Raw genomic sequence first — 22,831 nt, forward strand, 5'->3', positions numbered from 1 at the left:
GGTGGAATCCGGGTATTTTGCCAAAATCTGGAAGTCTTCTTCAGAGTTTCCCTAGCTGATTTTCTGTATTACAGAATGCTCAGCGGGTACTCAACGAAGGCGCGAATTTCATTCAGATCCGGGCCAAGGTCGTTGCTGGCACGGTAAATGGAATTACGCAGCTTGAGGGACAGATCTTTCGCCGGACCGTCCTGGAAGACGTACTGGACCTGGTTGAAGATCTCGCGCTCGGTCGCATCGCCAGTGCCAGCCCCAGTGTCGATATTGTCGCCACGTACATACGCAGTTTTCCAGAACAAGCCCGGAACGCCGAAGGTCGTGAAGTCCAACTCGTAGCTAGCTTGCCAGGAACGCTCGTCCTTGTTGTTGAAGTCAGAGTAGTAGGAGTTCGACAGCCAGATGGCACTGCCGCCGTCGCCCAGGTCATAGGCATAGCCTACATCGCCGCTAACACGTTGGTGTGCCACGATGAAAGCATGAGCGCCGGCGCTGTACTTGGCGGCCAGGCTCCAGATGGTGTTGTCGTCGCCCGTAACACCGTTGCCGAAGAACGAGTCGGCAACGTCGTCGTTGTCGTATTCGGTCTTGTAGATATTGAAGTCGAACGACAGTGCCTGCTCTTCGCTGAGCGGCATCACGTAGTTCACGTTTGCATATTTCTTCTTATAGACGCGTCTTCGACGTCAGAGAAATAAAGCGATGCGCTCAGTGCATCGGTAAAGCTGTAGCTGCCACCGATAACATCGATGCTTTTCAGGCCACCCGAATCGCGACTTGAGGAAGGCATGCCGCTGTCGGCGGTAAAATGGCCGGCGTTCAACTCCAGGCCTTCGAGTTCGCTGCTGGTAATCAGCGTGCCGGTAAACGATTCTGGCAGGAGGCGGGAGTCGTCGTAGGCGAGAACCGGCATCGATGGCATCTGGTTGCCGTATTTAATCACCGTGTTCGAGAACTGTGCCTTGATTGCGGCGCCAGCCTGGGACAGGTTGTCCTCGGGATTGCCTTCCGCATCTTCCTGGAACATTGCGGTGTAGTTGTAGCCGCGCCCACCATCAAGACGAACACCCAGCAAACCAAAGGCGTCTACACCAAAGCCCACGGGGCCCTGAGTAAAGCCGGATTCGAAAGTGGTGATGAAGCCTTGGCCCCAGCTTCTTAAATCATCCGCGCCGTCCTTGAAGTCGCGGTTGTAGTAAGTATTACGCAACAGCAAGTCAAGGCTCGCATCTTCAACGAATCCTTTTGATTCCGATTGCTGGCTGGCCATGGCCAGCTGCGATGTGCCGGCCGCAACGGCCATGGCGATAATGCTCCACTTCATCACTTTCATAGTGATTGCTCCTTTGGTTTCAAATTGGTGCTTGCTTTCCTGCGTGCGCCGGAAAGAGGCATCTTTATTTTCGGTATACAAGCTCAATTCAATCCTTGTTTGCCTAGCTGGTCGAAACCTGCAGCAAGCCTAGGAAAGTATTTTCCGAGAATTACTGTGTAGCTGGGGAAACTAGCGACAGCAAGCTTAACCCAGCTATTTCGGTTTTTCTGCCCCCTGTTTTATGGCTTATCTGCCATTAAGCAATAACCGTGCACATAATCGAAAAGTTGTTTATTCGCCCGCAATTCAGACTCCGCTGGGTCTAGTGCGCGCTGAAGCTGGGCTACGATGGCTTACTGGCGCGCCATTTTGGTGCGCCATGCCTGCTGTTGGGTGAGGGGCGTTGGAGTATTCTTGGCCGAACGATCAAGGCGCGGCCTCGGTGCTGCGATGATTTTGAAATGAACAGGAGGAGCCGTTATGTTCGTTCTCGATTCACGCCTGGAGCAGGACACCTTGCGGCTGGGCGATTTTCCACTGTGTCGACTGCTATTGATGAACGATGCCAACTACCCCTGGTTCATTCTCGTGCCGCGCCGCGAAGAGGTCAGTGAGCTGTTCCAACTGGATTCGGCGGATCAGCAGGCGCTATGGCGAGAAGCCACGGCGCTGGCCGAGACGCTGAAAGACACCTTCGGTGCCGACAAGATGAATGTCGCGACCCTCGGCAATGTAGTGAGTCAGTTGCACGTGCATGTAATCGCGCGACGTCGAGACGATGCGGCCTGGCCGGCCCCCGTCTGGGGTCGCCATCCCGCCAATCCTTACAGTGACGCGCAGGCCGCCGCGATCAGGCAAAAGCTGAAGCTCGTGCTGACTGACAATTTTCGTTTCGCGGAGTAGCACAATGGAGCTGGAACAACGCATCACCGATCTCGAAGCGCGTTTGGCGTTTCAGGACGATACGATTCAAACACTGAACGATGTGCTGGTTACTCAGCAGCGCGCCGTCGAGCGGCTGCAGGCACAGTTGGGAATGCTCGCCAGGCGGCAGGAGGACATGCAGAGCAGGATCGGCAGTGAGGAAGATGAAGCACCTCCGCCGCACTATTGATAATGCGACGAAGGCGAATAAGCGTGAGGGCTGGTTTGGCGCTGGCGGTCAGGCGCCCGCTTGGGTTGTGATCACGTCTTCGGCCTGAAGGCCCTTGTCACGCATCATGATGGTGAATTCGACGCGCTGGCCTTCCACCAGAACGCGGTGGCCTTCGCCTCGAATCGCCCGAAAGTGGACGAAGACATCGTCGCCGCTGTCTCGGGAAATAAAGCCAAAACCTTTAGAGGTGTTGAACCACTTGACCGTCCCTGTCTCGCGCCCGGCGGTGGGTGTTGCAGCGCGCGTACTGTGGCTTTTGCGAGCACTCGGAGATGGGCTGCGGCCGGCTGCAGGTTCATTCCTTGCCTGGGCTGTAGCGAGATGCAGCAGTACGGCAATGAAGGCGAGCATCAGGCTGGCGAGCGTAGCGGGTTGGTTGGCAATGGCGGTGATCGGAGTCAGCAGTATTGCCGCCTGAACTGCGACCGCAGCAATCAGGAGTATGGATACGCCCAGTAGAACGGGGCGGGTCCGCTCATTAAGGTTCAGTTGCGTAGATGAGGCGAACTGAACGTTCAACAGGCCCAGCAAGAGCAGGCACAATGCATCGGGTTGCAACAGAAGCGGCAATCCGCCGGTGAGGCTGGGTACGAGTGACAGCACGAGGGCAATAACGCCCGTTAATACGTGGGTAATCTTAAGCATTCTCATGACTCACAGTTAAATAGCACGACAGAAAAGCGGCAGGCGTTGGGCAAATGTGAAAGCGCGAGCGTGGTGAAAGCGACCGCTCGTTTAGATGGTGCCCGGCCTGCGGCGCGCGTATTTAACAGCAAAGGGAGGCGCCGCTCAAACTGCTTGCCTGGTAGGGCTGGAAGGGAGGTGGCGCTGGATGGTTGACGAAAGATCTCGTGCCTGGTCATGACGGACTTTCGATGCCATGACTCAGGGCAGCCGAGCCAGCGGCAGCCCTGGATGTAAAAGCCAATCGATGCTTCGTATCAGGCGGCCAGCAGGCTGCGCAACATCCATGCGGTCTTCTCATGAATCTGCATGCGCTGGGTCAGGAGATCGGCAGTGGGTTCGTCACTGACTTTTTCCAACAGGGGAAAGATGCCGCGGGCAGTACGAACGACCGCTTCCTGTCCTTCGACCAGAAGTTTGATCATCTCGTCGGCAGTCGGAATGCTCTCCTGCTCCTTGATCGAGGATAGTTTCGCGTAAGCCGCATAAGTGCCGGGAGCCGGGAAGCCCAGGGCGCGAATACGTTCGGCGATATCGTCCACGGCGACGGCAAGCTCGGTGTACTGGGTCTCGAACATCGTGTGCAGGGTGTTGAACATCGGTCCCGTCACGTTCCAATGAAAATTGTGCGTCTTGAGGTACAACGTATAGGTATCGGCCAGCAGGTGGGACAAGCCGTCTGCGATAGCGGCGCGGTCCTGTTCGGCAATACCGATGTCAATATCCATGGTTATCTCCTGTGTGATGAGTTCATTTACAGTTATGCCAGAAAATGAGCGCGAGCGGTGGGTGGGTGCGCCGTCGCTTCATGGCGATCTGTTCGTTCGAAGCCGCAAGAAGTGTTGGGTTCAACTTTGTTGCCTATGGCTTCGATTGGCCAAGCCTATCGGCAGCGGCTGCGTCCAGGCAATTATGTAGATATAATCCCGCGCTTGTGCCGGGCGGCTCGTTTGCCGTACGGGTAGAGCCGCGCTCTGATGCCGGTTGCTCACCTTTCAGTGCTGATGTGATCGATCATTAGACCTGAGCGCTACCAAGCGCCGTCTGCCCAGTCGCGAGTCAGCGACCCAACGAATTTCCAAGATACGAGAAGCGAACCCCACCATGATGCGCAGCCACTATTGCGGCCAGTTGAACGAAAGCCTGGACGGCCAGGAAATTACTCTTTGCGGCTGGGTTCATCGCCGTCGCGATCACGGCGGGGTTATTTTCCTCGATGTGCGTGATCGTGAAGGATTGGCGCAAGTAGTTTTCGATCCTGACCGTGCCGAGACCTTCGCTGCTGCCGACAAGGTGCGTAGCGAGTACGTCATCAAGATCACCGGCAAGGTGCGCCTGCGTCCGGAAGGGGCGCGCAATCCGAACATGGCCTCTGGTGCCATCGAGGTGCTGGGCTACGAGCTGGAAGTGCTGAACGAAGCGGAGACCCCGCCGTTTCCCCTCAACGAATACAGCGACGTCGGTGAGGAAACTCGTCTGCGCTATCGCTTCATCGATCTGCGTCGCCCGGAAATGGCGGAGAAGCTCAAGCTGCGTTCGAGTATCACCACCAGCATTCGTCGCTATCTCGATGAAAATGGGTTCCTCGATGTAGAAACGCCGATCCTCACCCGTGCCACTCCAGAAGGTGCGCGCGACTATCTGGTGCCCAGCCGCACCCATCCCGGTAGCTTCTTCGCGCTGCCGCAGTCGCCACAGCTGTTCAAGCAGTTGCTAATGGTGGCGGGATTCGATCGCTACTACCAGATCGCCAAGTGTTTCCGCGATGAAGATCTGCGCGCCGATCGTCAGCCGGAATTCACCCAGATCGACATCGAGACCAGCTTCCTCGACGAATCAGACATCATCGGCATCACCGAAGGCATGGTGCGCAAACTGTTTAAAGAAGTGCTGGGCGTCGAGTTCGGTGAGTTCCCGCACATGCCGTTCGAAGAAGCCATGCGTCGTTACGGTTCCGACAAGCCGGACCTACGCATTCCGCTGGAGCTGGTCGACGTGGCCGATCAGCTGCAACAGGTCGAATTCAAGGTGTTCAGCGGTCCGGCGAACGATCCCAAGTGCCGCGTCGCCGCGCTGCGCGTACCGGGCGGGGCAAGCATGCCGCGCAAGCAGATCGACGACTACACCAAGTTCGTCGGCATCTACGGTGCCAAGGGGCTGGCCTATATCAAGGTCAACGAGCGCGACAAGGGCGTCGAAGGTCTGCAGTCGCCGATCGTCAAGAACATCCCCGAAGACAAACTCAACGTCATCCTCGATCGCGTCGGTGCGGTCGATGGCGACATCGTCTTCTTTGGCGCGGACAAGGCCAAAGTCGTCTCCGAGGCCCTGGGCGCGCTGCGTATCAAGCTGGGGCACGATCTGAAGTTGCTGACCTGCGAATGGGCGCCGATGTGGGTCGTAGACTTCCCCATGTTCGAAGAGAACGATGATGGCTCGCTGAGCGCGCTGCACCATCCCTTCACCGCACCCAAATGCACCCCCGAGGAACTTGAAGCCAATCCGGTCGGTGCGCTCTCGCGTGCCTACGACATGGTGCTCAACGGCACCGAGTTGGGTGGCGGCTCGATTCGTATTCATCGCAAGGAAATGCAGCAGACCGTATTCCGTATCCTCGGTATCGACGAGGCGGAGCAGAACGAGAAGTTCGGCTTCCTGCTCGATGCGCTGAAGTACGGCGCGCCGCCTCACGGTGGTCTGGCGTTCGGCCTGGATCGTCTGGTGATGCTGATGACCGGCGCGCAGTCGATCCGCGAAGTGATCGCCTTCCCGAAAACCCAGAGCGCTGCGGACGTGATGACCCAGGCGCCGGGTGCGGTGGATGCCAAGGCATTGCGTGAATTGCACATTCGCCTGCGCGAGCAGCCGAAAGCCGAATGACAGCGGCGCTGGAGCCCAGGGAAACCTGGGCTCTTGGTTTCAGCAAGATGAAAAAGTTGATCAGAAAGGGAGGCAGTTAATGGCTGGTCATTCCAAATGGGCCAACATCAAGCACCGCAAGGGGCGCCAGGACGCCAAGCGTGGCAAGATTTTCACCAAGATCATTCGCGAGTTGACCGTTGCGGCGAAGAACGGGCCGATTCCCGCCGACAATCCGCGCCTGCGACTGGCTGTGGACAAGGCGCTGGTCGCCAACATGACCCGCGACACCATCGACCGCGCTATCGCACGTGGGGCCGGCACCAACGACGCCGACAACATGGCGGAGCTGACCTATGAGGGTTACGCACCCAGCGGCGTGGCCATCATCGTCGAGGCCATGACCGATAACCGTAACCGCACCGCGGCGGAGGTGCGTCATGCCTTCAGCAAGCACGGCGGCAACCTGGGTACCGACGGCTCGGTCGCCTACATGTTCGATCGCAAGGGGCAGATCAGCTTCGCGGCGGGCGTGGACGAGGATGCGTTGATGGAGGCGGCGCTGGATGCTGGTGCCGACGACGTGGAGATGGGGGAAGATGGTTCGGCGCTGGTATCCACCAGCTTTGCCGATTTCCATACTGCCAACGAGGCGCTGAGTGCCGCTGGGTTCAAAGGCGAGGAGGCCGACATAGCCATGATCCCCTCGATTGCTGCGCCGGTCGTCGACCTGGAAACCGCCCAGAAAGTACTGCGTCTGATCGATGCGCTGGAAGATCTGGATGACGTGCAGAACGTCTACCATAACGCCGAGATTCCGGACGAGATTATGGATCAGTTGGACTGATCCGTAGCGCGGCATCGGAAGCCGGAAGCTACCCTCGGTGCTTCCGGCTTTTTGTTGCTTGGTCATGGCGTCTCGTTATGTCGCTGGTCGTCTTGTAACGAGCTCCTTATACTGGCGCCTGGATAAATAGACAGTATGGCGACTGCATGACGCTTATCCTGGGCATCGACCCTGGTTCACGAATTACCGGCTACGGCGTAGTGCGGGATAACGGTCGCAACTGCGAATATGTGGCGTCCGGCTGTATTCGCACCGGCAGCGGTGAACTCTCCGCGCGCCTGCAAGCGGTGTTCACTGGCGTCAGCGAGGTGATTCGCCTGCATGGTCCTGTGACCATGGGCATCGAGCAGGTCTTCATGGCGCGCAACGCTGATTCCGCGCTCAAACTGGGGCAGGCTCGCGGCGCCGCGATCGTGGCGGCGGCGGAGCAGGGTTTGGAAATCGCCGAATACACCGCTACGCAGGTCAAGCAGGCCATTGCCGGAACCGGTGGGGCTGACAAGCAGCAGGTGCAGATGATGGTGATGCATCTGCTGAAACTGGTGCAGAAACCACAGATCGATGCGTCCGATGCCCTGGCGATCGCTCTGTGCCATGCGCACCACCGCCAGAGCCTGATTCCACATGGCCTGGCCGGCGCCAAGCGAAGAGGCGGGCGCCTGCGACTGTAATTCATCGTCCCGGCGTATGCGTCGGGGCAAGGTAGAACAACCCGATCTGCTCAAGAATCGCGGGTCGAACGAGGACGCATCACAGTGATTGGACGCTTGCGTGGCACCCTGGCAGAAAAGCAGCCCCCTCATCTGATTCTGGACGTCAATGGCGTTGGCTACGAAATCGAGGTGCCCATGACCACCTTGTATCGCCTGCCATCGATAGGCGAACCGGTCACGCTTCATACTCATCTCGTGGTGCGTGAAGACGCGCATCTGCTGTACGGGTTTGCTGAAAAGCGTGATCGCGAGCTGTTTCGCGAACTGATTCGGCTTAACGGAGTGGGGCCGAAATTGGCGCTGGCGCTGATGTCGGGACTCGAAGTGGACGAGCTGGTACGTTGCGTCCAGGCGCAGGATACGTCGGTGCTGGTGAAAATTCCGGGGGTGGGCAAGAAGACCGCCGAGCGTTTGCTGGTCGAGCTCAAGGATCGTTTCAAGGCGTGGGAAACCATGCCGTCCATCGCCACCTTGGTGGTGGAACCCCGCGGATCTGTGGCAGTCTCAAGCGCCGAGAACGACGCAGTCAGCGCCTTGATCTCCCTCGGTTTCAAGCCGCAAGAGGCCAGTCGTGCCGTATCCGCTGTACAGGAAGTCGATTTGAGCAGTGAAGACCTGATCCGCCGCGCACTCAAGGGAATGGTCTAGTGATCGAAGCTGATCGCCTGGTTACCGCCGCTGGTCGCGACCGCGAAGAGCAGTTCGATCGTGCCATCCGTCCGCTGAGCCTGGCCGAATATATCGGTCAACCGGTCGTTCGTGAGCAGATGGATCTGTTTATCCGCGCCGCGCGTGGGCGCCGCGAAGCGCTCGATCACACCTTGATCTTCGGTCCGCCGGGGCTCGGCAAAACCACGCTGGCCAATATCATCGCGCAGGAAATGGGTGTCTCGATCAAAAGCACCTCGGGGCCGGTGCTCGAGCGACCTGGCGATCTAGCAGCTTTGCTGACGAATCTTGAAGAGGGTGACGTTCTGTTCGTGGACGAGATCCACCGGTTGTCGCCCATCGTGGAAGAAGTACTGTATCCGGCGATGGAAGATTTTCAGCTGGACATCATGATCGGCGAAGGTCCTGCTGCGCGTTCAATCAAGCTCGATCTGCCGCCTTTCACCCTGGTCGGGGCAACGACCCGGGCCGGTATGCTGACAAACCCACTGCGTGATCGTTTCGGTATCGTGCAGCGATTGGAGTTCTACTCCACTGCGGATCTGGCGACCATCGTCAGCCGGTCCGCAGGCATCCTTGGTCTGGTCATCGAGGCCGAAGGCGCTTTCGAAATTGCGCGTCGTGCCCGCGGTACGCCGCGCATCGCCAACCGCCTGCTACGTCGGGTGCGGGATTTTGCCGAAGTTCGTGGTAACGGCGAAATAACTCGCGGTACAGCAGACCTCGCGCTGAACATGCTCGACGTGGACGAGCGGGGCTTGGATCATCAGGATCGACGGTTGCTGCTGACGCTGATCGAGAAGTTCGATGGCGGACCAGTCGGCGTCGATAACCTGGCTGCTGCAATCAGCGAGGAACGCCACACTATCGAGGACGTCCTCGAGCCCTATCTGATCCAGCAGGGCTACATCATGCGCACGCCGCGTGGGCGGGTTGTCACTCGTCACGCCTACCTGCATTTCGGCCTGAACCTGCCGAAACGCATGGGCGATTCGCCAGTAGCTGACCTCTTCAGCGGCGACACAGAGTGACAAAAATATTGTTCTTACACCTGATTGGCATTTGCAGGGCCTGGCACTAGTATGCGCGCGGAATCACATGCTCAACCGTTCTCCCATCGCTGTCGCGTCTATTACGAAGACACCGATGCTGGCGGCATCGTTTATTACGTCAATTACCTTAAATTCATGGAGCGGGCCCGTACCGAACGGTTACGCAGTCTGGGCTTCGCCCAGTCGCAGCTGGTTGGTGAAGACCTGCTTTTCGTCGTGCATTCCAGCGAAGCGCGTTATCACGCACCGGCGCGGCTGGACGATGAGCTGCTGGTAACTGCCGAGGTGGTGGAAATCAAGCGCGCTAGTCTGCGTTTCAAACAGCAGGTGCGACGAGCGAAAGATAATTTGCTGCTCTGCGAAGGGCAGTTCGTGGTGGCCTGTGTGCGCACCGAGAGTTTGAAACCCCGCCCCATTCCCGAAGCGCTGCGCGCAGCCTTCGCCGGGTCGGGTCTACCCCCAGCAGGAGAGTAAGCGTGGAAGCCAACGTCGATCATATGTCCATGTGGAGCCTGATCAGCAATGCCAGCTTTGTGGTTCAGTTGGTCATGTTGATTCTGGTGGGCGCCTCGGTGACATCATGGATTCTGATTTTCCAGCGCGGCAACATGCTGCGTGCTGCCAAGCGTTCGCTTGACACCTTCGAAGAGCGTTTCTGGTCGGGTATCGACCTGTCCAAGCTCTACCGTCAGGCCGGCAGCAATCCTGATCCGGATTCGGGTGTCGAGCAGATCTTCCGCGCCGGCTTCAAGGAGTTCTCCCGTCTGCGTCAGCAGCAGGGTGTCGATCCGGATGCGGTCATGGATGGCGTCAACCGCGCCATGCGCGTAGCGATTTCCCGCGAGGAAGAGAAGCTCGAGCAGAGCTTGCCGTTTCTCGCCACTGTTGGCTCCACCAGTCCCTACATCGGCCTGTTCGGCACGGTCTGGGGCATCATGAACTCGTTCCGCGGCTTGGCGCAGGTTCAACAGGCGACCCTGGCTACTGTGGCTCCTGGCATTGCTGAAGCGCTGATTGCCACGGCAATCGGCCTTTTCGCGGCGATTCCAGCTGTCATTGCCTATAACCGTTTCTCTGCGCGTGGCGAGATGCTCATCGGCCGTTACTACACCTTCGCCGATGAATTCCAGGCGATCCTCCATCGCAAAGTTCACACCACCGAAGATTGAGGCCCGCTGGCCATGGCAAGAATTCGCAAAAGACGCAAACCCGTCGCCGAGATGAACGTGGTGCCGTACATCGACGTGATGCTGGTGTTGCTGGTGATTTTCATGGTTACCGCCCCGATGCTCAACCAGGGCGTGAAGGTCGACCTGCCGAAAGTCAGCAGCGAAGTTTTACCTCAGGATAACGACGCTCAGGTACTGACCATTTCGATCAAGGCGGACAAGACCTACTACTGGAACATCGGCAGCGAGGTTGATACCGATACCGTGCAGGACCAGGCATTGACGCTGGACGAAATGACCAAGGCGGTCACCGCGATCATGAATCAGAACCGTAGCCAGGGTAAGCAAGTCCAGGTATTCGTGCGCGGCGACAAGGCGGTGGACTACGGTTCGGTGATGTCCGCCATGGGCGGGTTGCAGGAAGCGGGCGTCGGTAACGTCGGCCTGATTACCGAGGCGCCTTGATGCAAAAGTTGGATCGTTCGCGCTCGGAGAGTTACTACTGGCCAACCATTCTGGCGGTTGGGCTGCACATCATCATTTTTGGGATGCTCTTCGTCAGCTTTGCCATGACGCCGGAGTTACCACCGTCCAAGCCGTTCGTCCAAGCGACGCTGTATCAGCTCAAGTCGCAAAGCCAGGCGAAAACCCAGACCAATCAGAAGATCGCTGGCGAGGCCCAGAAAACTGCAGCCAAGCAGTACGAAGCCGAACAGATGGAGCAGCGCAAGGTCGAGCAGCAGAAGCAGGCTGCAGCCAAAGCTGCGGAACAAAAGAACGCTGATGAGGCTCGAAAGGCCGAAGCATCAAAGGCTGATGCGGCCAAGAAAGCCGCTGACGCTAAAAAAGCGGAAGATGCCAAAGCGGCCGAGCAGAAGAAGCTAGCCGATATCGCCAAGAAAAAAGCGGCAGACGAGGCCGCGAAGAAAAAGGCGGCTGAAGAGGAAGCGAAGAAGAAAGCCGCTGCCGAAGCCGCTAAGAAGAAAGCGGCAGAAGATGCCAAGAAAAAGGCCGCAGCTGAAGCCGCAAAGAAAAAGGCTGCAGAAGAGGCGAAGAAAAAAGCTGCAGCCGAGTCGGCTCGCAAAGCCGCAGAAGACAAGAAAGCGCAGGCGCTTGCCGAGTTGCTATCAGAAGATACCGAGCGACAGCAGGCCATGGCGGATACCCAAGGCGACCAAGTGGCTGGTAATTTCGATGATCTGATCCGCATGCGAGCCGCGGAGGGTTGGACCCGGCCGCCGTCGGCCAGGAACAATATGTCGGTCTCGCTGCAGGTCAATATGCTGCCGGACGGGACCATCACCGCTGTGAGTGTTTCACGATCGAGTGGTAATGCGCCGTTCGATAATTCCGCGGTAGCCGCGGTGAAAAATATTGGTCGGCTGACCGAGATGCAGGGTCTTTCTGCTCAAGAATTCCAGCCGTACCGCTCGTTTACGATGACATTTACGCCTGAGGACCTTGCGTTGTGATCAATTACCTTCGAGGTTTTATCGTCCTTCTCCTCTTCGTGCTGGGCAATGCCGTAGCTCAGGAGAAGAATATCGTCGTCACCAGTGGTGCCGATCGCGCGATTCCCATCGCCGTGGTGCCGTTCGGCTGGCAGGGCGGTAGCGTTTTGCCAGAAGACATGGCCGAGATTATCGGCAACGACATACGCAATTCAGGGCTATTCCAGCCAATCCCCAAGCAAAACATGATCAGCATGCCGACCCGCGGCAGCGAGGTCATCTTTCGGGACTGGAAGGCACTGGGCGCCCAGTACGTCATGGTGGGCAACATCGAGCCATCCGGTGGCAAGCTGCAGGTCCGCTACGAGGTCTTCAACGTGACTACCGAGCAGTCGGTGATGAGCGGCACTGTCGGCGGTGGCCAAGACCAGCTGCGTGACATGGCGCATTACGCAGCCGATCAGGCGTTCGAGAAACTCACAGGGATCAGGGGCGCGTTCTCCACGCGTCTGCTCTATGTCACCGTCGAACGACTCGGTGGCGCCAACACGCGCTACACCCTCCAACGTTCCGATTACGACGGTGCGCGTGCCGTGACGTTGCTGCAATCGCGTGAACCGATTCTGTCACCGCGTTATTCGCCCGATGGCCGTCGTATCGCCTACGTCTCGTTCGAGCAGAAACGTCCTCGTATTTTTATGCAGCACATCGATACCGGTCGCCGCGAACAGATCACCAACTTCGAGGGTCTCAACGGTGCTCCGGCATTTTCGCCCGACGGCAATCGCTTGGCGTTCGTGCTGTCGAAGGATGGCAATCCGGAAATCTATGTCATGGATTTAGGGTCCCGCCAACTGCAGCGATTGACCAACCATTATGCGATCGACACAGAGCCTTTCTGGGGTGCTGACGGTCAGACGATTTACTTCACCTCGGATCGTGCTGGCAAACCTCAGATCTACAAGCAGCGCCTCGGTGGCAATAACGCCGAGCGTGTTACGTTCGTTGGTAACTACAATGCCAACCCGAAGCTTTCTGCAGACGAGAAGACGCTCGTGATGATCCATCGCCAAGAGGGCTATACCAATTTCAAGGTGGCGGCACAGGACCTGCAACGCGGTAATTTGCGGATACTCTCCGAAACGAGTTTAGATGAGTCGCCCACTGTTGCGCCTAATGGCACCATGCTAATCTACGCGACCCGCCAGCAGGGCCGGGGAGTCTTGATGCTCGTATCAATCAATGGTCGAGTTAGGCTCCCGCTTCCTACTGCTCAAGGCGAAGTCCGTGAGCCATCGTGGTCCCCTTACCTGAACTGATGCGGTATCAACGCTTCACCTAACCAAAACACACCTGGGGTTGTTATACATGGAAATGCTGAAATTCGGTAAGTTCGCTGCGCTGGCTCTGGCTATGGCTGTAGCTGTTGGTTGTTCGTCCAAGGGTGGCGATGACTCTGGCGAAGGTTCCACCGCCATGGATCCGAACGCTGGCTATGGCGCTGACAGCGGTGCCGTTGACGGCAGCATGAGTGGCGAAGAAGCTGCTCTGCGCGCCATCACCACTTTCTACTTTGAATACGACAGCTCGGACCTGAAGCCGGAAGCCATGCGCGCTCTGGACGTTCATGCCAAAGATCTGAAGTCCGCTGGCAACCGTGTTGTACTGGAAGGCCACACTGACGAGCGTGGCACTCGCGAGTACAACATGGCGCTGGGTGAGCGTCGCTCCAAAGCCGTTCAGCGCTATCTGGTTCTGCAGGGCGTATCGCCTGCTCAGCTGGAACTGGTTTCCTACGGCGAAGAGCGTCCGGTTGCCATGGGTAACGACGAGCAGTCCTGGGCCCAGAACCGTCGCGTTGAACTGCGTAAGTAAAAAGCCATGCTCAAGCACCGTTACGCTCTGACGCTTATAGCGCTTGGTCTGCCGCTTTTTGCGGCGGCCCAGGTCCCGGTAGTGGAATACGACTCGCAAGCCCAAGGTGGTGCGCCTGAGTCGGGTTATTCATCTGGGGCAGATACTGGCGGTGCCTATGCTGGGGGCGGAGCAGCTGCTCCGTCTTCGGCACAGGGCATGCTCTTCGTTCAGCTACAACAGATGCAGGAAGAGATCGCGCAATTGCGCGGCATGCTCGAAGTGCAACAGAACGAGATCCAGCAGCTGAAACAGGAAGGGCTGGAGCGTTATCAAAATTTGGATCGTCGCTTGTCGGACGCCTCATTGGGCGGGTCGGCTAGCCAGAATTCTCCAGCGGCGGGTAGCAATGCCGTCGGTGGCTCAGTGCAGGCGCCTGCCGGCACCTCAGCACAAGATACGGCGAGTAATCAATCAGCCGATCCTGAAAAGGAAAAGCTGTATTACGACGCCGCCTTTGACCTGATCAAGGCGAAGGATTTCGATAAGGCCAGCCAGGCTTTCGCCGCCTTCTTGCGCAAGTATCCCAGCAGTCCGTACGCTGGTAACGCGCAGTACTGGCTGGGTGAGGTGAACCTTGCCAAGGGCGACTTGCAGGGCGCAGGCCAGGCGTTCGCCAAAGTCAGTCAGGCCTATCCGCAGCACAACAAGGTGCCGGATTCGCTGTATAAACTTGCAGATGTCGAGGTGCGCCTGGGAAATCGTGACAAGGCCAACGGGATTCTCCGCCAAATCATTGCCGACTACCCAAACAGTTCGGCCGCCCAGTTGGCGCAGCGCCAATTGAGCCGATAGCTCGAATTCGGCTTTGGTGAACAAAACCCGCCCATTGGCGGGTTTTTTCGTTAGAATCGCTCCCCCTTTTCCCGCAACGGAGGCGGATGGCCTGTTTAGCCGTCACGCCCGTGGCTGATATGCATCATACCCTGCGAATTTCCGAGATTTTCTACTCGCTGCAGGGGGAGACGCGTACCAGTGGCCTGCCCACTGTGTTCGTCCGCCTGACTGGCTGTCCCCTGCGCTGTCAATACTGCGATACCGCCTACGCATTCAGCGGTGGCGAGATCATGTCGCTTGAGGCAATTCTCGAGCGTATTGCTTCCTATAGGCCTCGCTACGTCTGCGTTACGGGTGGCGAGCCGCTTGCCCAGCCGAATTGTGCGCCACTGCTAGAGAGTCTCTGCAATGCTGGCTACGAGGTGTCGTTGGAAACCAGTGGTGCCCTGGATATTTCCGTGACCGATGAGCGAGTGAGTCGGGTAGTTGACTTGAAAACGCCAGGCTCGGCAGAGGTGAGTCGCAATCTCTACGAGAATATCGGCCATCTGACGCGCAACGATCAGGTGAAATTCGTCATTTGTTCGCGCGACGATTACGACTGGGCGGTATCCAAACTTATCGAGTACCGGCTGGATGCTCGCGCTGGCGAGGTGCTGTTTTCGCCCAGTCACGGGCAGATCGATGCGCGTGCGTTGGCCGACTGGATCGTCAGCGACAATCTCCCGGTGCGACTGCAGCTTCAGCTGCACAAGATCCTCTGGAACGACGCGCCCGGCCACTGATATCAATCCGGGGCTCGCAGGATGTTCCGGTGTATTCGATAGGTAACGCAATGACTGATAAGAAAGCCGTAATCCTTCTCTCTGGCGGGCTCGACTCTGCGACCGTGGTCGCGATGGCAAAGGCGCAAGGATACGCTTGCTACACTATGAGCTTCGATTATGGTCAGCGCCACCGCGCGGAGCTGCAGGCGGCAGAGCGAGTCGCGTGCCAGTTGGGTGTGGTCGAGCACAAAGTGATCGGCATGGATCTCAATGGCATCGGCGGTTCTGCGCTGACCGATAGCAGCATTGCCGTGCCTGAGGAAATCGGCGAAGGAATACCGGTGACCTACGTACCGGCTCGCAATACGGTATTTCTCTCCCTGGCGCTAGGCTGGGCTGAAGTGCTCGGTGCGCGAGATATCTTCATCGGGGTGAACGCGATCGATTATTCCGGTTATCCCGATTGTCGTCCGGAGTTCATCGATGCGTTCGAGCGCATGGCCAATCTCGCGACCAAGGCTGGTGTAGAAGGGCAGGGCTTTGCCATTCGCGCGCCTTTGCAGAACCTCAGTAAGGCGGAAATCGTTCAGGCCGGTGTTCGGCTAGGCGTCGATTACGCCGTGACGGTTTCTTGCTACCAGGCCGATGAGGATGGTCGTGCCTGTGGTAAATGCGACAGTTGCCGCCTGCGCGCCGCCGGCTTTGAAGAGGCCGGTGTCGTAGATCCGACTCGTTATCGCTGAGCTGCCTTTAAAAAATGGTTGATTTAATCAATCAAATCAGTATCATGCGCTCCGCATTGGGTCGTTAGCTCAGTTGGTAGAGCAGTTGGCTTTTAACCAATTGGTCGTAGGTTCGAATCCCACACGACCCACCAAATTCTCCTAGTGAGATCAAAGCCGGAGGCCAAAAGGTCGTCCGGTTTTTTTATGCCCTTGGAATTCTGCCGAAAAGCAAAACGATAAATCGCTTAGCTATGAGCCCCCTTTCTCTACGACCTTTGTCTGTGAATGGGGCGAGATTAAACGTAATAGACTTTGACCTCCCGATTGTCCGTTGGTTTGAGGCTCAAATGTTTTCTGATCGCATCCGCTTGTCCTCCCTGCAGAGCAAGGTCATGAGCGCCCAAGAGGCCGCTACACTTATTCACGACGGTATGACTGTCGGTATGAGCGGCTTTACCCGCGCGGGCGAGGCCAAAGCAGTGCCCCTTGCGCTGATCGACCGCGCAAAGGACGAGAAGCTGAAGATCAGCCTGATCACCGGCGCCAGCCTGGGTAATGATCTGGATGGAAAGATGGCTGCAGCCGGCCTCTTGGCACGTCGTGGGCCGTTCCAGGCGGACGCCGTCCTACGCAAGGCAATCAACCAGGGCGAGGTCATGTTCATTGACCAGCACCTTTCCCATACCGTCGAGCAGATGCGTAACCATCAGATCAAGCGTCCTGATGTAACTATCATCGAGGCAGTGAGCATCACGGAACAGGGTCACATCGTCCCGACTACTTCTGTGGGCAACTCCGCCAACTTGGCTGTATTCGCCGACAAGATAATCGTCGAGCTGAACTATGCGCATAACCCGAACCTGGAAGGTCTGCACGACATTTACTTCCCGGGCGAGCGCCCGAATCGTGGACCGATTCCGTTGACCAAGGTCGACGACCGTATCGGTACTACCGCCATTCCGGTTGATCCTGCGAAGATCGCTGCCATTGTCATTACCGAGCAGCCAGACTCCTACTCCACTGTTACTCCGGCTGATGACGAAACCCAGGCCATCGCCGATCATCTGGTCGAGTTTTTCAAGAAAGAAGTCGCTGCCGGCCGGATGGCGAAGAACCTCGGCCCGATGCAGGTCGGTATCGGTAATATCGCTAACGCCGTAGTGTGCGGTCTGATCGATTCGCCGTTCGAAGATCTGGTGATGTACTCCGAAGTTCTTCAGGATTGCACGTTCGAACTGATCGACGCTGGCAAGATGAAGTTTGCGTCGGGCTGCTCCATCACCCTGTCCGAGCGTTGCAATGATCGCGTGTTCGGCAACCTGGAAAAGTACAAGGACAAGCTTGTGCTGCGCCCACAGGAAATCTCCAACCATCCGGAGCTGGTGCGCCGTCTCGGTATAGTGGGCATCAATACCGCATTGGAATTCGACATCTACGGCAACGTCAACTCGACGCATGTTGGCGGCACTAAGATGATGAACGGCATCGGTGGTTCCGGTGATTTTGCGCGTAACGCGCATATGGCTATCTTCGTGACCAAGTCGATCGCCAAGGGCGGCAACATTTCCAGTGTTGTGCCGATGGTTGCGCACGTGGACCATACCGAGCACGACGTTGAAATCCTTGTTACTGAGCAGGGCCTGGCCGATCTGCGTGGGCTGGCGCCGCGCGAGCGTGCACGCATGATCATCGATAATTGTGTGCATCCGTCCTACCGTGAAGCGCTGAACCAATACTTCGAAGGTGCGTGTGATCGGGGCGGTCAGACGCCGCATATGCTGCGTGAGGCCATGAACTGGCACATCAATCTGGAAGAGCGCGGCCACATGCTCAAGGATGCGTGATCGAAATAACCGCCGGCGAATGCCGGCGGTTTTCATTTGCAATGCATATTTTTGACTGAGCTCGCAGTCGAGCCTGTGTTTAACGCCGCATAACCGAGCGCAATAGCTTTTCAAGCCGGCTGAATGCTGATGGTTTTTTTCGGGCCACGCAAAGGCGTGGCCTGCCTATCCCTCGCTTTCCCTTTTGCAGATGCTTCGGCTAGTATTCCTGCCCCCTTGAGCGGGCAGGGTGATACCGCGCTGCACCCGCCCTCGTCTCGCCCGAAACGATCGGTTGACCGGGTTATACTCGGCATCTCATGCAATAACGTGCTTTGCAGGACCCGCGACCATGACGCAGATACCCGAACGCATCCTTGTGCAGGCTCACCTGGCGGCCAAGCAGCCCAAGCCGTTGACGCCCGAACAGGAAGCGCAGTTACGTAGCGATATTGCCGTCGAGTTGAAACGGCAGAATGCGGTGCTCGTGGCGCACTACTACACCGATCCAGTGATTCAGGCGCTGGCCGAGGAAACCGGCGGATGTGTCTCCGACTCGCTGGAGATGGCTCGGTTCGGCAACGAACATTCGGCGACGACGGTGGTGGTCGCTGGCGTTAAGTTCATGGGTGAGACGGCGAAAATCCTCAACCCTGAAAAGCGGGTGCTGATGCCCACCCTGGATGCAACCTGTTCGCTGGATCTCGGCTGTCCCGTAGAGGAATTTTCGGCGTTCTGTGATCAGCATCCAGAGCGCACCGTGGTCGTCTATGCCAATACATCGGCGGCCGTTAAGGCGCGGGCCGACTGGGTGGTTACGTCGAGTTGTGCGCTGGAAATCGTCGAAAGCCTGATGGATAACGGAGAGAAGATTATCTGGGCGCCCGACAAGCACCTCGGTAGCTACGTGCAGCGCGAAACCGGTGCCGACATGCTGCTGTGGGATGGCGCATGTATCGTCCATGAGGAGTTCAAGGCCAAGCAGCTCGAAGACATGAAGGCGCTGTATCCCGATGCCGCCGTTCTGGTTCATCCCGAGTCGCCGGAATCAGTGATCGCGCTGGCAGATGCGGTCGGCTCCACCAGCCAGTTGATCAAGGCGGCGCAGACGCTGCCGAACTCTACCTTTATCGTCGCCACCGACCGCGGCATCTTCTACAAGATGCAGCAGCTGTGTCCCGACAAGGCTTTCGTCGAGGCGCCAACTGCCGGTAGCGGCGCTGCCTGCCGCAGTTGTGCCCATTGCCCGTGGATGGCGATGAATACCCTCGAGCGGACCCTGGATTGTCTGCGTACTGGCAGTAACGAGATCTTCGTTGATTCTGCACTGGTCCCGCGAGCGATCAAACCTCTCAAGCGAATGCTGGACTTTACCCAGGCGGCGCGTATCAGCCAGGCTGGCAACGCTTGAATTGCTCCTGACGCAATGTAGGCTTTGCGCCTGTTGCCTGTTGCCTGTTGCCTGTTGCCTGTCTGCAAGCGGCGCTTGCTCGGCGCCGCAAACATTTAGCGCAACATTTCCTCGACCATTCGCTTCTCTTCGATCAGCTGTTTCTGTCGGGCGTCGATACGTGCGGCTGTCTGAAAGTTATCTGAGCGGCGTTTGGCAAAATCCAGCTGTTCGATCGCCTTGTCGTAATCGCCGACCAGCGCGAAGAATTCCGCGCGGCCCTGGTGCAGGCCGATGATATTTCCGGTGAGGCCGCGGATCTCCGAGACCTGATACCAGATGTCCGGATCCTTGGGGCGTGTTTCGACCAGTTTGTCTAGTTCCCGCTCGGCCTCCTGCAGCTTGTTCTCCTTGATCAGCAGGTCGATGTGCGTCTGGCGCACCGGGTAACTGCTGGGGTACAGCTCAAGTAGGTGATGGGTTCGTTCGCGTGCTGCGGCAAGGCGATTCGCGGTGATGTCCAGCTCGATCTGGGCCAGATTGTAAGTGGCGTCGTCCGGCTCTTTCTTCAGCAGCGGTTGCAGGCTGGCGGCCGCCTCCTCGAGCTGGCCGCTCTTGATCTGCGCCAGCGCCAGGCCATAACGGGCAGCGTCGAGGCTCTCATCTTCGCTGAGCATCGCCCGGAAGCGCTTGGCGCTGAGCCCTGGTGTGCTTTCGAATTTCAGGTCCACTCGTGCGCGCATCAGTTGATACCGCAGGCTGTCTTCAACTCCGCCCTCTGGATATTGCTCGGCGCGGTTCTTGGTGTCGGCGATGCGCGATTCGGTGACCGGGTGGGTGAGAAGAAACTCCGGTGGTTTCTGGTCGTAGCGATACTGGCGCATCAGACGACCGAACATCTCTGGCATCGCCCTTGGGTCGTAGCCGGCCCGTTCGAGATTGACGATACCGATGCGATCGGCTTCCTGTTCGTTCTGCCGGGAAAAGCGCCGCTGCGCCTGGATAGCGGCGGCCTGGGTCGAAAGGATCGCAGCGATACCTGCATCACCCGCGCCGGCGGCTGCCGCGACTACTCCGGCGAGCATCGCCGCCATCAGTGGCAGTTGCATGCGCTTCTGCGCTTCCAAGCCTCGGGCAAAATGGCGTTGGGATAGGTGCGCCAATTCGTGTGCCAGCACCGAGGCGTACTCGCTTTCGGTCTGGGCATGGAGGAACAGCCCGCCGTTGACGCCGATAATGCCGCCCGGTGCGGCAAATGCGTTCAGTTGTGGGCTGTCGAGTAGCACGAATTCCAAGCGCCGATCCTGCAACTGGCTGGTCTCGGCCAAGCGATATACGCTGCGCTCCAGATAGTCCTTCAATAACGGGTCCGACAGCTGCGGGACCTGGCCGCGCAGCAGGCTGAGCCAGGCGCGGCCCAGTTGATGTTCCTGTTCCGGCGAGACGATGCCCGAGCTGGAATCGCCGAGGGAGGGCAGATCATCGGCTATAACCGGTTGCCCGATCAGGCACGCTAGCGTCAGCAGGGTAGGGCGCAGCAATTTCATCCAGACTGGCTCATCAAAGCAGGAACGCTACTGTAGCCTTGTGTCCGGGTGGCTGGCCAGGGCTGGGCGCAGCTCGGTATCCTGCGACCCTTTTTCGAGGAGATGATCATGACTGAACAGGGTGCGCCCGGCGCTGCCTGCGACGCCGAGCTGGACGCGGTTGGGCTGGACTGTCCAATGCCGCTGCTCAAGGCGAAACTGGAGCTCAATCGACTGGACAGCGGTCAGGTGCTGAAAGTTACCGCGACGGACCCGGGCTCGCAGCGGGATTTCCGCAGTTTCGCCAAGCTGGCCGGCCATGCGTTGTTGCATGAAGAAGTGGATGATGGTCTCTATCGTTACTGGCTGCGCAAGGCCTGAGGGCCGAAGGATTGCAGATGCTCAATGTACTTCGCGGCTGGATCCATCGATATTTTTCTGACGAGGAAGCCGTGGTGCTGGCCGTATTGCTGGCGGTCGCCTTTGCTGCGGTGCTCACGTTCGGAGACATGTTGGCGCCGGTCATCGCTGGTCTGGTGCTGGCGTTTCTGATGCAAGGTCTGGTCGGCGCGCTGGAGCGCATCAGAATCCCGCATTTAGTGGCGGTCTGGCTGGTTTTCCTTATGTTCGTCGGGCTGCTCACGGTTTTCATCCTGTTCCTTGGGCCGTTGGTATGGCAGCAGCTGCTGACACTGTTCAATGAGTTACCGCGGATGCTGGTGGAATGGCAGTCTCTTTTGCTTCTTCTGCCTGAGCGTTATCCGCAGTTACTCACTGAAGAGCAGGTACTGCGTGGCATAGATTTCATCCGCGGAGAAATCGGGCGTTACGGCCAGGTGGTACTGACCTCATCGCTGTCCAGCCTGCCGCTGCTGTTAAGCCTGATGATCTACCTGATCCTGGTGCCGATCCTGGTGTTTTTCTTCCTTAAGGATCGCCAGCAGATCAGTGGCTGGCTGAGCGGCTATCTGCCGCGGGAACGGGCGTTGATAACCCAGGTGTCCCAGGAAATGAATGTGCAGATCGCCAACTATATTCGCGGCAAGGCAATCGAGATTCTGATTTGCGGCGTGGTGTCGTATGCGGTCTTCGTTGCGCTGGAACTGAACTATGCGGCCTTGCTGGCGTTGCTGGTGGGCATTTCCGTGGTGGTGCCTTACATCGGCGCCACTGTCGTGACCATTCCCATCGCCTTGATTGGTTTGTTTCAATGGGGATTGGGTGATCAGTTCATTTACCTGATGGTGGCCTACGCAATCATTCAGGCGCTGGACGGCAACGTCCTGGTGCCCTTGCTGTTTTCCGAGGCGGTGAACCTGCACCCCGTAGTCATTATCTGCTCGGTTCTACTCTTCGGCGGTCTATGGGGCTTCTGGGGGGTGTTCTTCGCGATCCCTCTGGCCACGTTGTTCAAGGCGGTACTCTATGCCTGGCCGCGCAGGTCGCCCACCGTTCCAGTGGTGTCAGAATATTAGGTGGAACGAGAAAGGCCGGCTTTTTCGCCGGCCTTCTGCTTATTGCTGATGCAGCGCCTGGGCGGCCTGCAAAACGGCTTCGACATGCCCGGGAACCTTCACACCCCGCCATTCCTGGCGTAGGACGCCGTCGACGTCGACAAGAAAGGTGCTGCGGTCTACGCCCATGTATTCCTTGCCGTAGAGCTTCTTCAGTTTGATCACGTCGAACAGCTGGCAGAGCTGTTCATCCTTATCGCAGATAAGCTCGAAGGGGAACGCCTGCTTGGCCTTGAAGTTTTCATGGGTTTTCAGGCTGTCCCGCGAAACGCCGAATACCAGCGTGTTGGCCGCGCTGAACGCATCGTGCAAATCACGAAAGCCCTGGCCTTCGGTGGTGCAGCCGGGTGTGTTGTCCTTCGGGTAGAAGTACAAAACCACCTGCTTGCCCTTCAGCGTTTCGGGGCTGATTTGTTGGGCGCCGGTGGCCTGAGCCTGGAAGGGTGGAACGGGTTGGTCGATTTCCACGGGCATCGATTGTTT

At 57.9% G+C, this 22,831-nt stretch carries 24 protein-coding genes, 1 tRNA gene and 1 pseudogene; 21 read left to right on the forward strand and 5 right to left on the reverse strand.

The window, feature by feature from the left end:
- Positions 1-68: 68 nt before the first annotated feature.
- Positions 69-1,330 (reverse strand): annotated as a pseudogene (locus AC2LD7_RS19570) (OprD family porin).
- A 462-nt stretch (positions 1,331-1,792) separates the two neighbouring features.
- On the opposite strand from AC2LD7_RS19570, the gene AC2LD7_RS19575 reads away from it, so the two are divergent.
- Both AC2LD7_RS19575 and AC2LD7_RS19580 read left to right on the forward strand, forming a co-directional pair.
- On the forward strand, positions 1,793-2,215 hold the full coding sequence (locus tag AC2LD7_RS19575) for an HIT family protein (protein WP_484599341.1): 423 nt from the start codon (positions 1,793-1,795) through the stop codon (positions 2,213-2,215).
- Positions 2,216-2,219: 4 nt separating this feature from the next.
- Positions 2,220-2,426 (forward strand): SlyX family protein, encoded by a 207-nt coding sequence (locus tag AC2LD7_RS19580; protein ID WP_484599342.1) that lies wholly within the window; start codon positions 2,220-2,222, stop codon positions 2,424-2,426.
- 48 nt (positions 2,427-2,474) lie between these two features.
- On the opposite strand, the gene AC2LD7_RS19585 is transcribed toward AC2LD7_RS19580, so the two are convergent.
- Positions 2,475-3,113 (reverse strand): cold-shock protein, encoded by a 639-nt coding sequence (locus tag AC2LD7_RS19585; protein ID WP_484599343.1) that lies wholly within the window; start codon positions 3,111-3,113, stop codon positions 2,475-2,477.
- A gap of 296 nt (positions 3,114-3,409) precedes the next feature.
- A complete protein-coding gene (locus tag AC2LD7_RS19590; protein ID WP_484599344.1) occupies positions 3,410-3,880 on the reverse strand; it encodes a Dps family protein in 471 nt (156 codons plus the stop codon).
- A gap of 376 nt (positions 3,881-4,256) precedes the next feature.
- On the opposite strand from AC2LD7_RS19590, the gene aspS reads away from it, so the two are divergent.
- The 17 genes from aspS to nadA all read left to right on the forward strand — a co-directional run bounded on the left by aspS (position 4,257) and on the right by nadA (position 19,329).
- A complete protein-coding gene (gene aspS, locus AC2LD7_RS19595) occupies positions 4,257-6,032 on the forward strand; it encodes an aspartate--tRNA ligase (protein ID WP_484599345.1) in 1,776 nt (591 codons plus the stop codon).
- Between the two features lie 79 nt (positions 6,033-6,111).
- Positions 6,112-6,858, forward strand: coding sequence for a YebC/PmpR family DNA-binding transcriptional regulator (locus tag AC2LD7_RS19600; RefSeq protein WP_484599346.1), 747 nt, complete (start codon positions 6,112-6,114; stop codon positions 6,856-6,858).
- A gap of 146 nt (positions 6,859-7,004) precedes the next feature.
- A complete protein-coding gene (gene ruvC, locus AC2LD7_RS19605; RefSeq protein ID WP_484599347.1) occupies positions 7,005-7,529 on the forward strand; it encodes a crossover junction endodeoxyribonuclease RuvC in 525 nt (174 codons plus the stop codon).
- Positions 7,530-7,613: 84 nt separating this feature from the next.
- Positions 7,614-8,219, forward strand: coding sequence for a Holliday junction branch migration protein RuvA (gene ruvA / locus AC2LD7_RS19610; protein ID WP_484599348.1), 606 nt, complete (start codon positions 7,614-7,616; stop codon positions 8,217-8,219).
- Entirely contained in the window at positions 8,219-9,271 is a 1,053-nt protein-coding gene (gene ruvB / locus AC2LD7_RS19615; RefSeq protein WP_484599349.1) for a Holliday junction branch migration DNA helicase RuvB, read from the forward strand. The genes ruvA and ruvB overlap by 1 nt, the downstream gene beginning before the upstream one ends.
- Positions 9,272-9,322: 51 nt before the next feature.
- Positions 9,323-9,766 carry a tol-pal system-associated acyl-CoA thioesterase gene (gene ybgC / locus AC2LD7_RS19620; RefSeq protein WP_484599350.1) on the forward strand — a complete coding sequence of 148 codons (444 nt, stop codon included), beginning with the start codon at positions 9,323-9,325 and terminating at the stop codon, positions 9,764-9,766.
- Between the two features lie 2 nt (positions 9,767-9,768).
- Entirely contained in the window at positions 9,769-10,461 is a 693-nt protein-coding gene (gene tolQ, locus AC2LD7_RS19625) for a protein TolQ (protein WP_484599351.1), read from the forward strand.
- A 12-nt stretch (positions 10,462-10,473) separates the two neighbouring features.
- Entirely contained in the window at positions 10,474-10,926 is a 453-nt protein-coding gene (gene tolR, locus AC2LD7_RS19630) for a protein TolR (RefSeq protein WP_484599352.1), read from the forward strand.
- The gene (gene tolA, locus AC2LD7_RS19635; RefSeq protein ID WP_484599353.1) at positions 10,926-11,933 is read left to right on the forward strand and encodes a cell envelope integrity protein TolA; all 1,008 of its coding nucleotides are present in this window, start codon (positions 10,926-10,928) and stop codon (positions 11,931-11,933) included. Before tolR ends, tolA begins: the two co-directional genes overlap by 1 nt.
- Positions 11,930-13,231: a Tol-Pal system beta propeller repeat protein TolB gene (gene tolB, locus AC2LD7_RS19640; protein WP_484599354.1), complete on the forward strand. Its 1,302-nt coding sequence runs from the start codon at positions 11,930-11,932 to the stop codon at positions 13,229-13,231. Before tolA ends, tolB begins: the two co-directional genes overlap by 4 nt.
- A gap of 49 nt (positions 13,232-13,280) precedes the next feature.
- Positions 13,281-13,787, forward strand: a complete 507-nt coding sequence (gene pal, locus AC2LD7_RS19645; RefSeq protein ID WP_484599355.1) for a peptidoglycan-associated lipoprotein Pal — start codon at positions 13,281-13,283, stop codon at positions 13,785-13,787.
- Positions 13,788-13,793: 6 nt separating this feature from the next.
- Positions 13,794-14,621, forward strand: coding sequence for a tol-pal system protein YbgF (gene ybgF, locus AC2LD7_RS19650; protein WP_484599356.1), 828 nt, complete (start codon positions 13,794-13,796; stop codon positions 14,619-14,621).
- 119 nt (positions 14,622-14,740) lie between these two features.
- Complete coding sequence (gene queE / locus AC2LD7_RS19655) at positions 14,741-15,388, forward strand: 7-carboxy-7-deazaguanine synthase QueE (RefSeq protein ID WP_484599357.1); 648 nt, start codon at positions 14,741-14,743, stop codon at positions 15,386-15,388.
- A gap of 50 nt (positions 15,389-15,438) precedes the next feature.
- Positions 15,439-16,113 (forward strand): 7-cyano-7-deazaguanine synthase QueC, encoded by a 675-nt coding sequence (gene queC, locus AC2LD7_RS19660; RefSeq protein ID WP_484599358.1) that lies wholly within the window; start codon positions 15,439-15,441, stop codon positions 16,111-16,113.
- Positions 16,114-16,171: 58 nt separating this feature from the next.
- Positions 16,172-16,247: transfer RNA gene (locus AC2LD7_RS19665), tRNA-Lys, on the forward strand.
- Between the two features lie 195 nt (positions 16,248-16,442).
- Positions 16,443-17,939 (forward strand): succinyl-CoA:acetate CoA-transferase ScpC, encoded by a 1,497-nt coding sequence (scpC, locus tag AC2LD7_RS19670; RefSeq protein ID WP_484599359.1) that lies wholly within the window; start codon positions 16,443-16,445, stop codon positions 17,937-17,939.
- A gap of 331 nt (positions 17,940-18,270) precedes the next feature.
- Positions 18,271-19,329, forward strand: a complete 1,059-nt coding sequence (nadA, locus tag AC2LD7_RS19675) for a quinolinate synthase NadA (protein ID WP_484599360.1) — start codon at positions 18,271-18,273, stop codon at positions 19,327-19,329.
- Positions 19,330-19,424: 95 nt separating this feature from the next.
- Here the strand turns inward: nadA and AC2LD7_RS19680 are convergent, their stop codons facing one another.
- Complete coding sequence (locus AC2LD7_RS19680) at positions 19,425-20,855, reverse strand: M48 family metalloprotease (RefSeq protein ID WP_484599361.1); 1,431 nt, start codon at positions 20,853-20,855, stop codon at positions 19,425-19,427.
- A gap of 108 nt (positions 20,856-20,963) precedes the next feature.
- Here AC2LD7_RS19680 and AC2LD7_RS19685 point away from each other — a divergent pair, with 108 nt between their 5' ends.
- A complete protein-coding gene (locus tag AC2LD7_RS19685) occupies positions 20,964-21,215 on the forward strand; it encodes a sulfurtransferase TusA family protein (protein ID WP_484599362.1) in 252 nt (83 codons plus the stop codon).
- A gap of 17 nt (positions 21,216-21,232) precedes the next feature.
- Entirely contained in the window at positions 21,233-22,309 is a 1,077-nt protein-coding gene (locus tag AC2LD7_RS19690) for an AI-2E family transporter (protein ID WP_484599363.1), read from the forward strand.
- A gap of 39 nt (positions 22,310-22,348) precedes the next feature.
- On the opposite strand, the gene AC2LD7_RS19695 is transcribed toward AC2LD7_RS19690, so the two are convergent.
- Positions 22,349-22,822, reverse strand: a complete 474-nt coding sequence (locus AC2LD7_RS19695; RefSeq protein ID WP_484599364.1) for a peroxiredoxin — start codon at positions 22,820-22,822, stop codon at positions 22,349-22,351.
- Positions 22,823-22,831: the final 9 nt, after the last annotated feature.

The sequence above is a fragment of the Stutzerimonas sp. genome, from assembly GCF_982611455.1.

Coding starts and splice junctions, on each gene's coding strand:
- AC2LD7_RS19580 (WP_484599342.1), top strand. CDS start 2,220: ATGGAGCTGGAACAACGCATCACCGATCTCGAAGCGCGTTTGGCGTTT.
- tolA (WP_484599353.1), top strand. CDS start 10,926: ATGCAAAAGTTGGATCGTTCGCGCTCGGAGAGTTACTACTGGCCAACC.
- queE (WP_484599357.1), top strand. CDS start 14,741: ATGCATCATACCCTGCGAATTTCCGAGATTTTCTACTCGCTGCAGGGG.
- scpC (WP_484599359.1), top strand. CDS start 16,443: ATGTTTTCTGATCGCATCCGCTTGTCCTCCCTGCAGAGCAAGGTCATG.
- AC2LD7_RS19680 (WP_484599361.1), bottom strand. CDS start 20,855: ATGAAATTGCTGCGCCCTACCCTGCTGACGCTAGCGTGCCTGATCGGG.
- AC2LD7_RS19685 (WP_484599362.1), top strand. CDS start 20,964: ATGACTGAACAGGGTGCGCCCGGCGCTGCCTGCGACGCCGAGCTGGAC.
- AC2LD7_RS19695 (WP_484599364.1), bottom strand. CDS start 22,822: ATGCCCGTGGAAATCGACCAACCCGTTCCACCCTTCCAGGCTCAGGCC.
- ruvC (WP_484599347.1), top strand. CDS start 7,005: ATGACGCTTATCCTGGGCATCGACCCTGGTTCACGAATTACCGGCTAC.
- AC2LD7_RS19590 (WP_484599344.1), bottom strand. CDS start 3,880: ATGGATATTGACATCGGTATTGCCGAACAGGACCGCGCCGCTATCGCA.
- AC2LD7_RS19575 (WP_484599341.1), top strand. CDS start 1,793: ATGTTCGTTCTCGATTCACGCCTGGAGCAGGACACCTTGCGGCTGGGC.
- ybgC (WP_484599350.1), top strand. CDS start 9,323: ATGCGCGCGGAATCACATGCTCAACCGTTCTCCCATCGCTGTCGCGTC.
- nadA (WP_484599360.1), top strand. CDS start 18,271: ATGACGCAGATACCCGAACGCATCCTTGTGCAGGCTCACCTGGCGGCC.
- AC2LD7_RS19690 (WP_484599363.1), top strand. CDS start 21,233: ATGCTCAATGTACTTCGCGGCTGGATCCATCGATATTTTTCTGACGAG.
- ybgF (WP_484599356.1), top strand. CDS start 13,794: ATGCTCAAGCACCGTTACGCTCTGACGCTTATAGCGCTTGGTCTGCCG.
- AC2LD7_RS19600 (WP_484599346.1), top strand. CDS start 6,112: ATGGCTGGTCATTCCAAATGGGCCAACATCAAGCACCGCAAGGGGCGC.
- queC (WP_484599358.1), top strand. CDS start 15,439: ATGACTGATAAGAAAGCCGTAATCCTTCTCTCTGGCGGGCTCGACTCT.
- tolR (WP_484599352.1), top strand. CDS start 10,474: ATGGCAAGAATTCGCAAAAGACGCAAACCCGTCGCCGAGATGAACGTG.
- aspS (WP_484599345.1), top strand. CDS start 4,257: ATGATGCGCAGCCACTATTGCGGCCAGTTGAACGAAAGCCTGGACGGC.
- pal (WP_484599355.1), top strand. CDS start 13,281: ATGGAAATGCTGAAATTCGGTAAGTTCGCTGCGCTGGCTCTGGCTATG.
- AC2LD7_RS19585 (WP_484599343.1), bottom strand. CDS start 3,113: ATGCTTAAGATTACCCACGTATTAACGGGCGTTATTGCCCTCGTGCTG.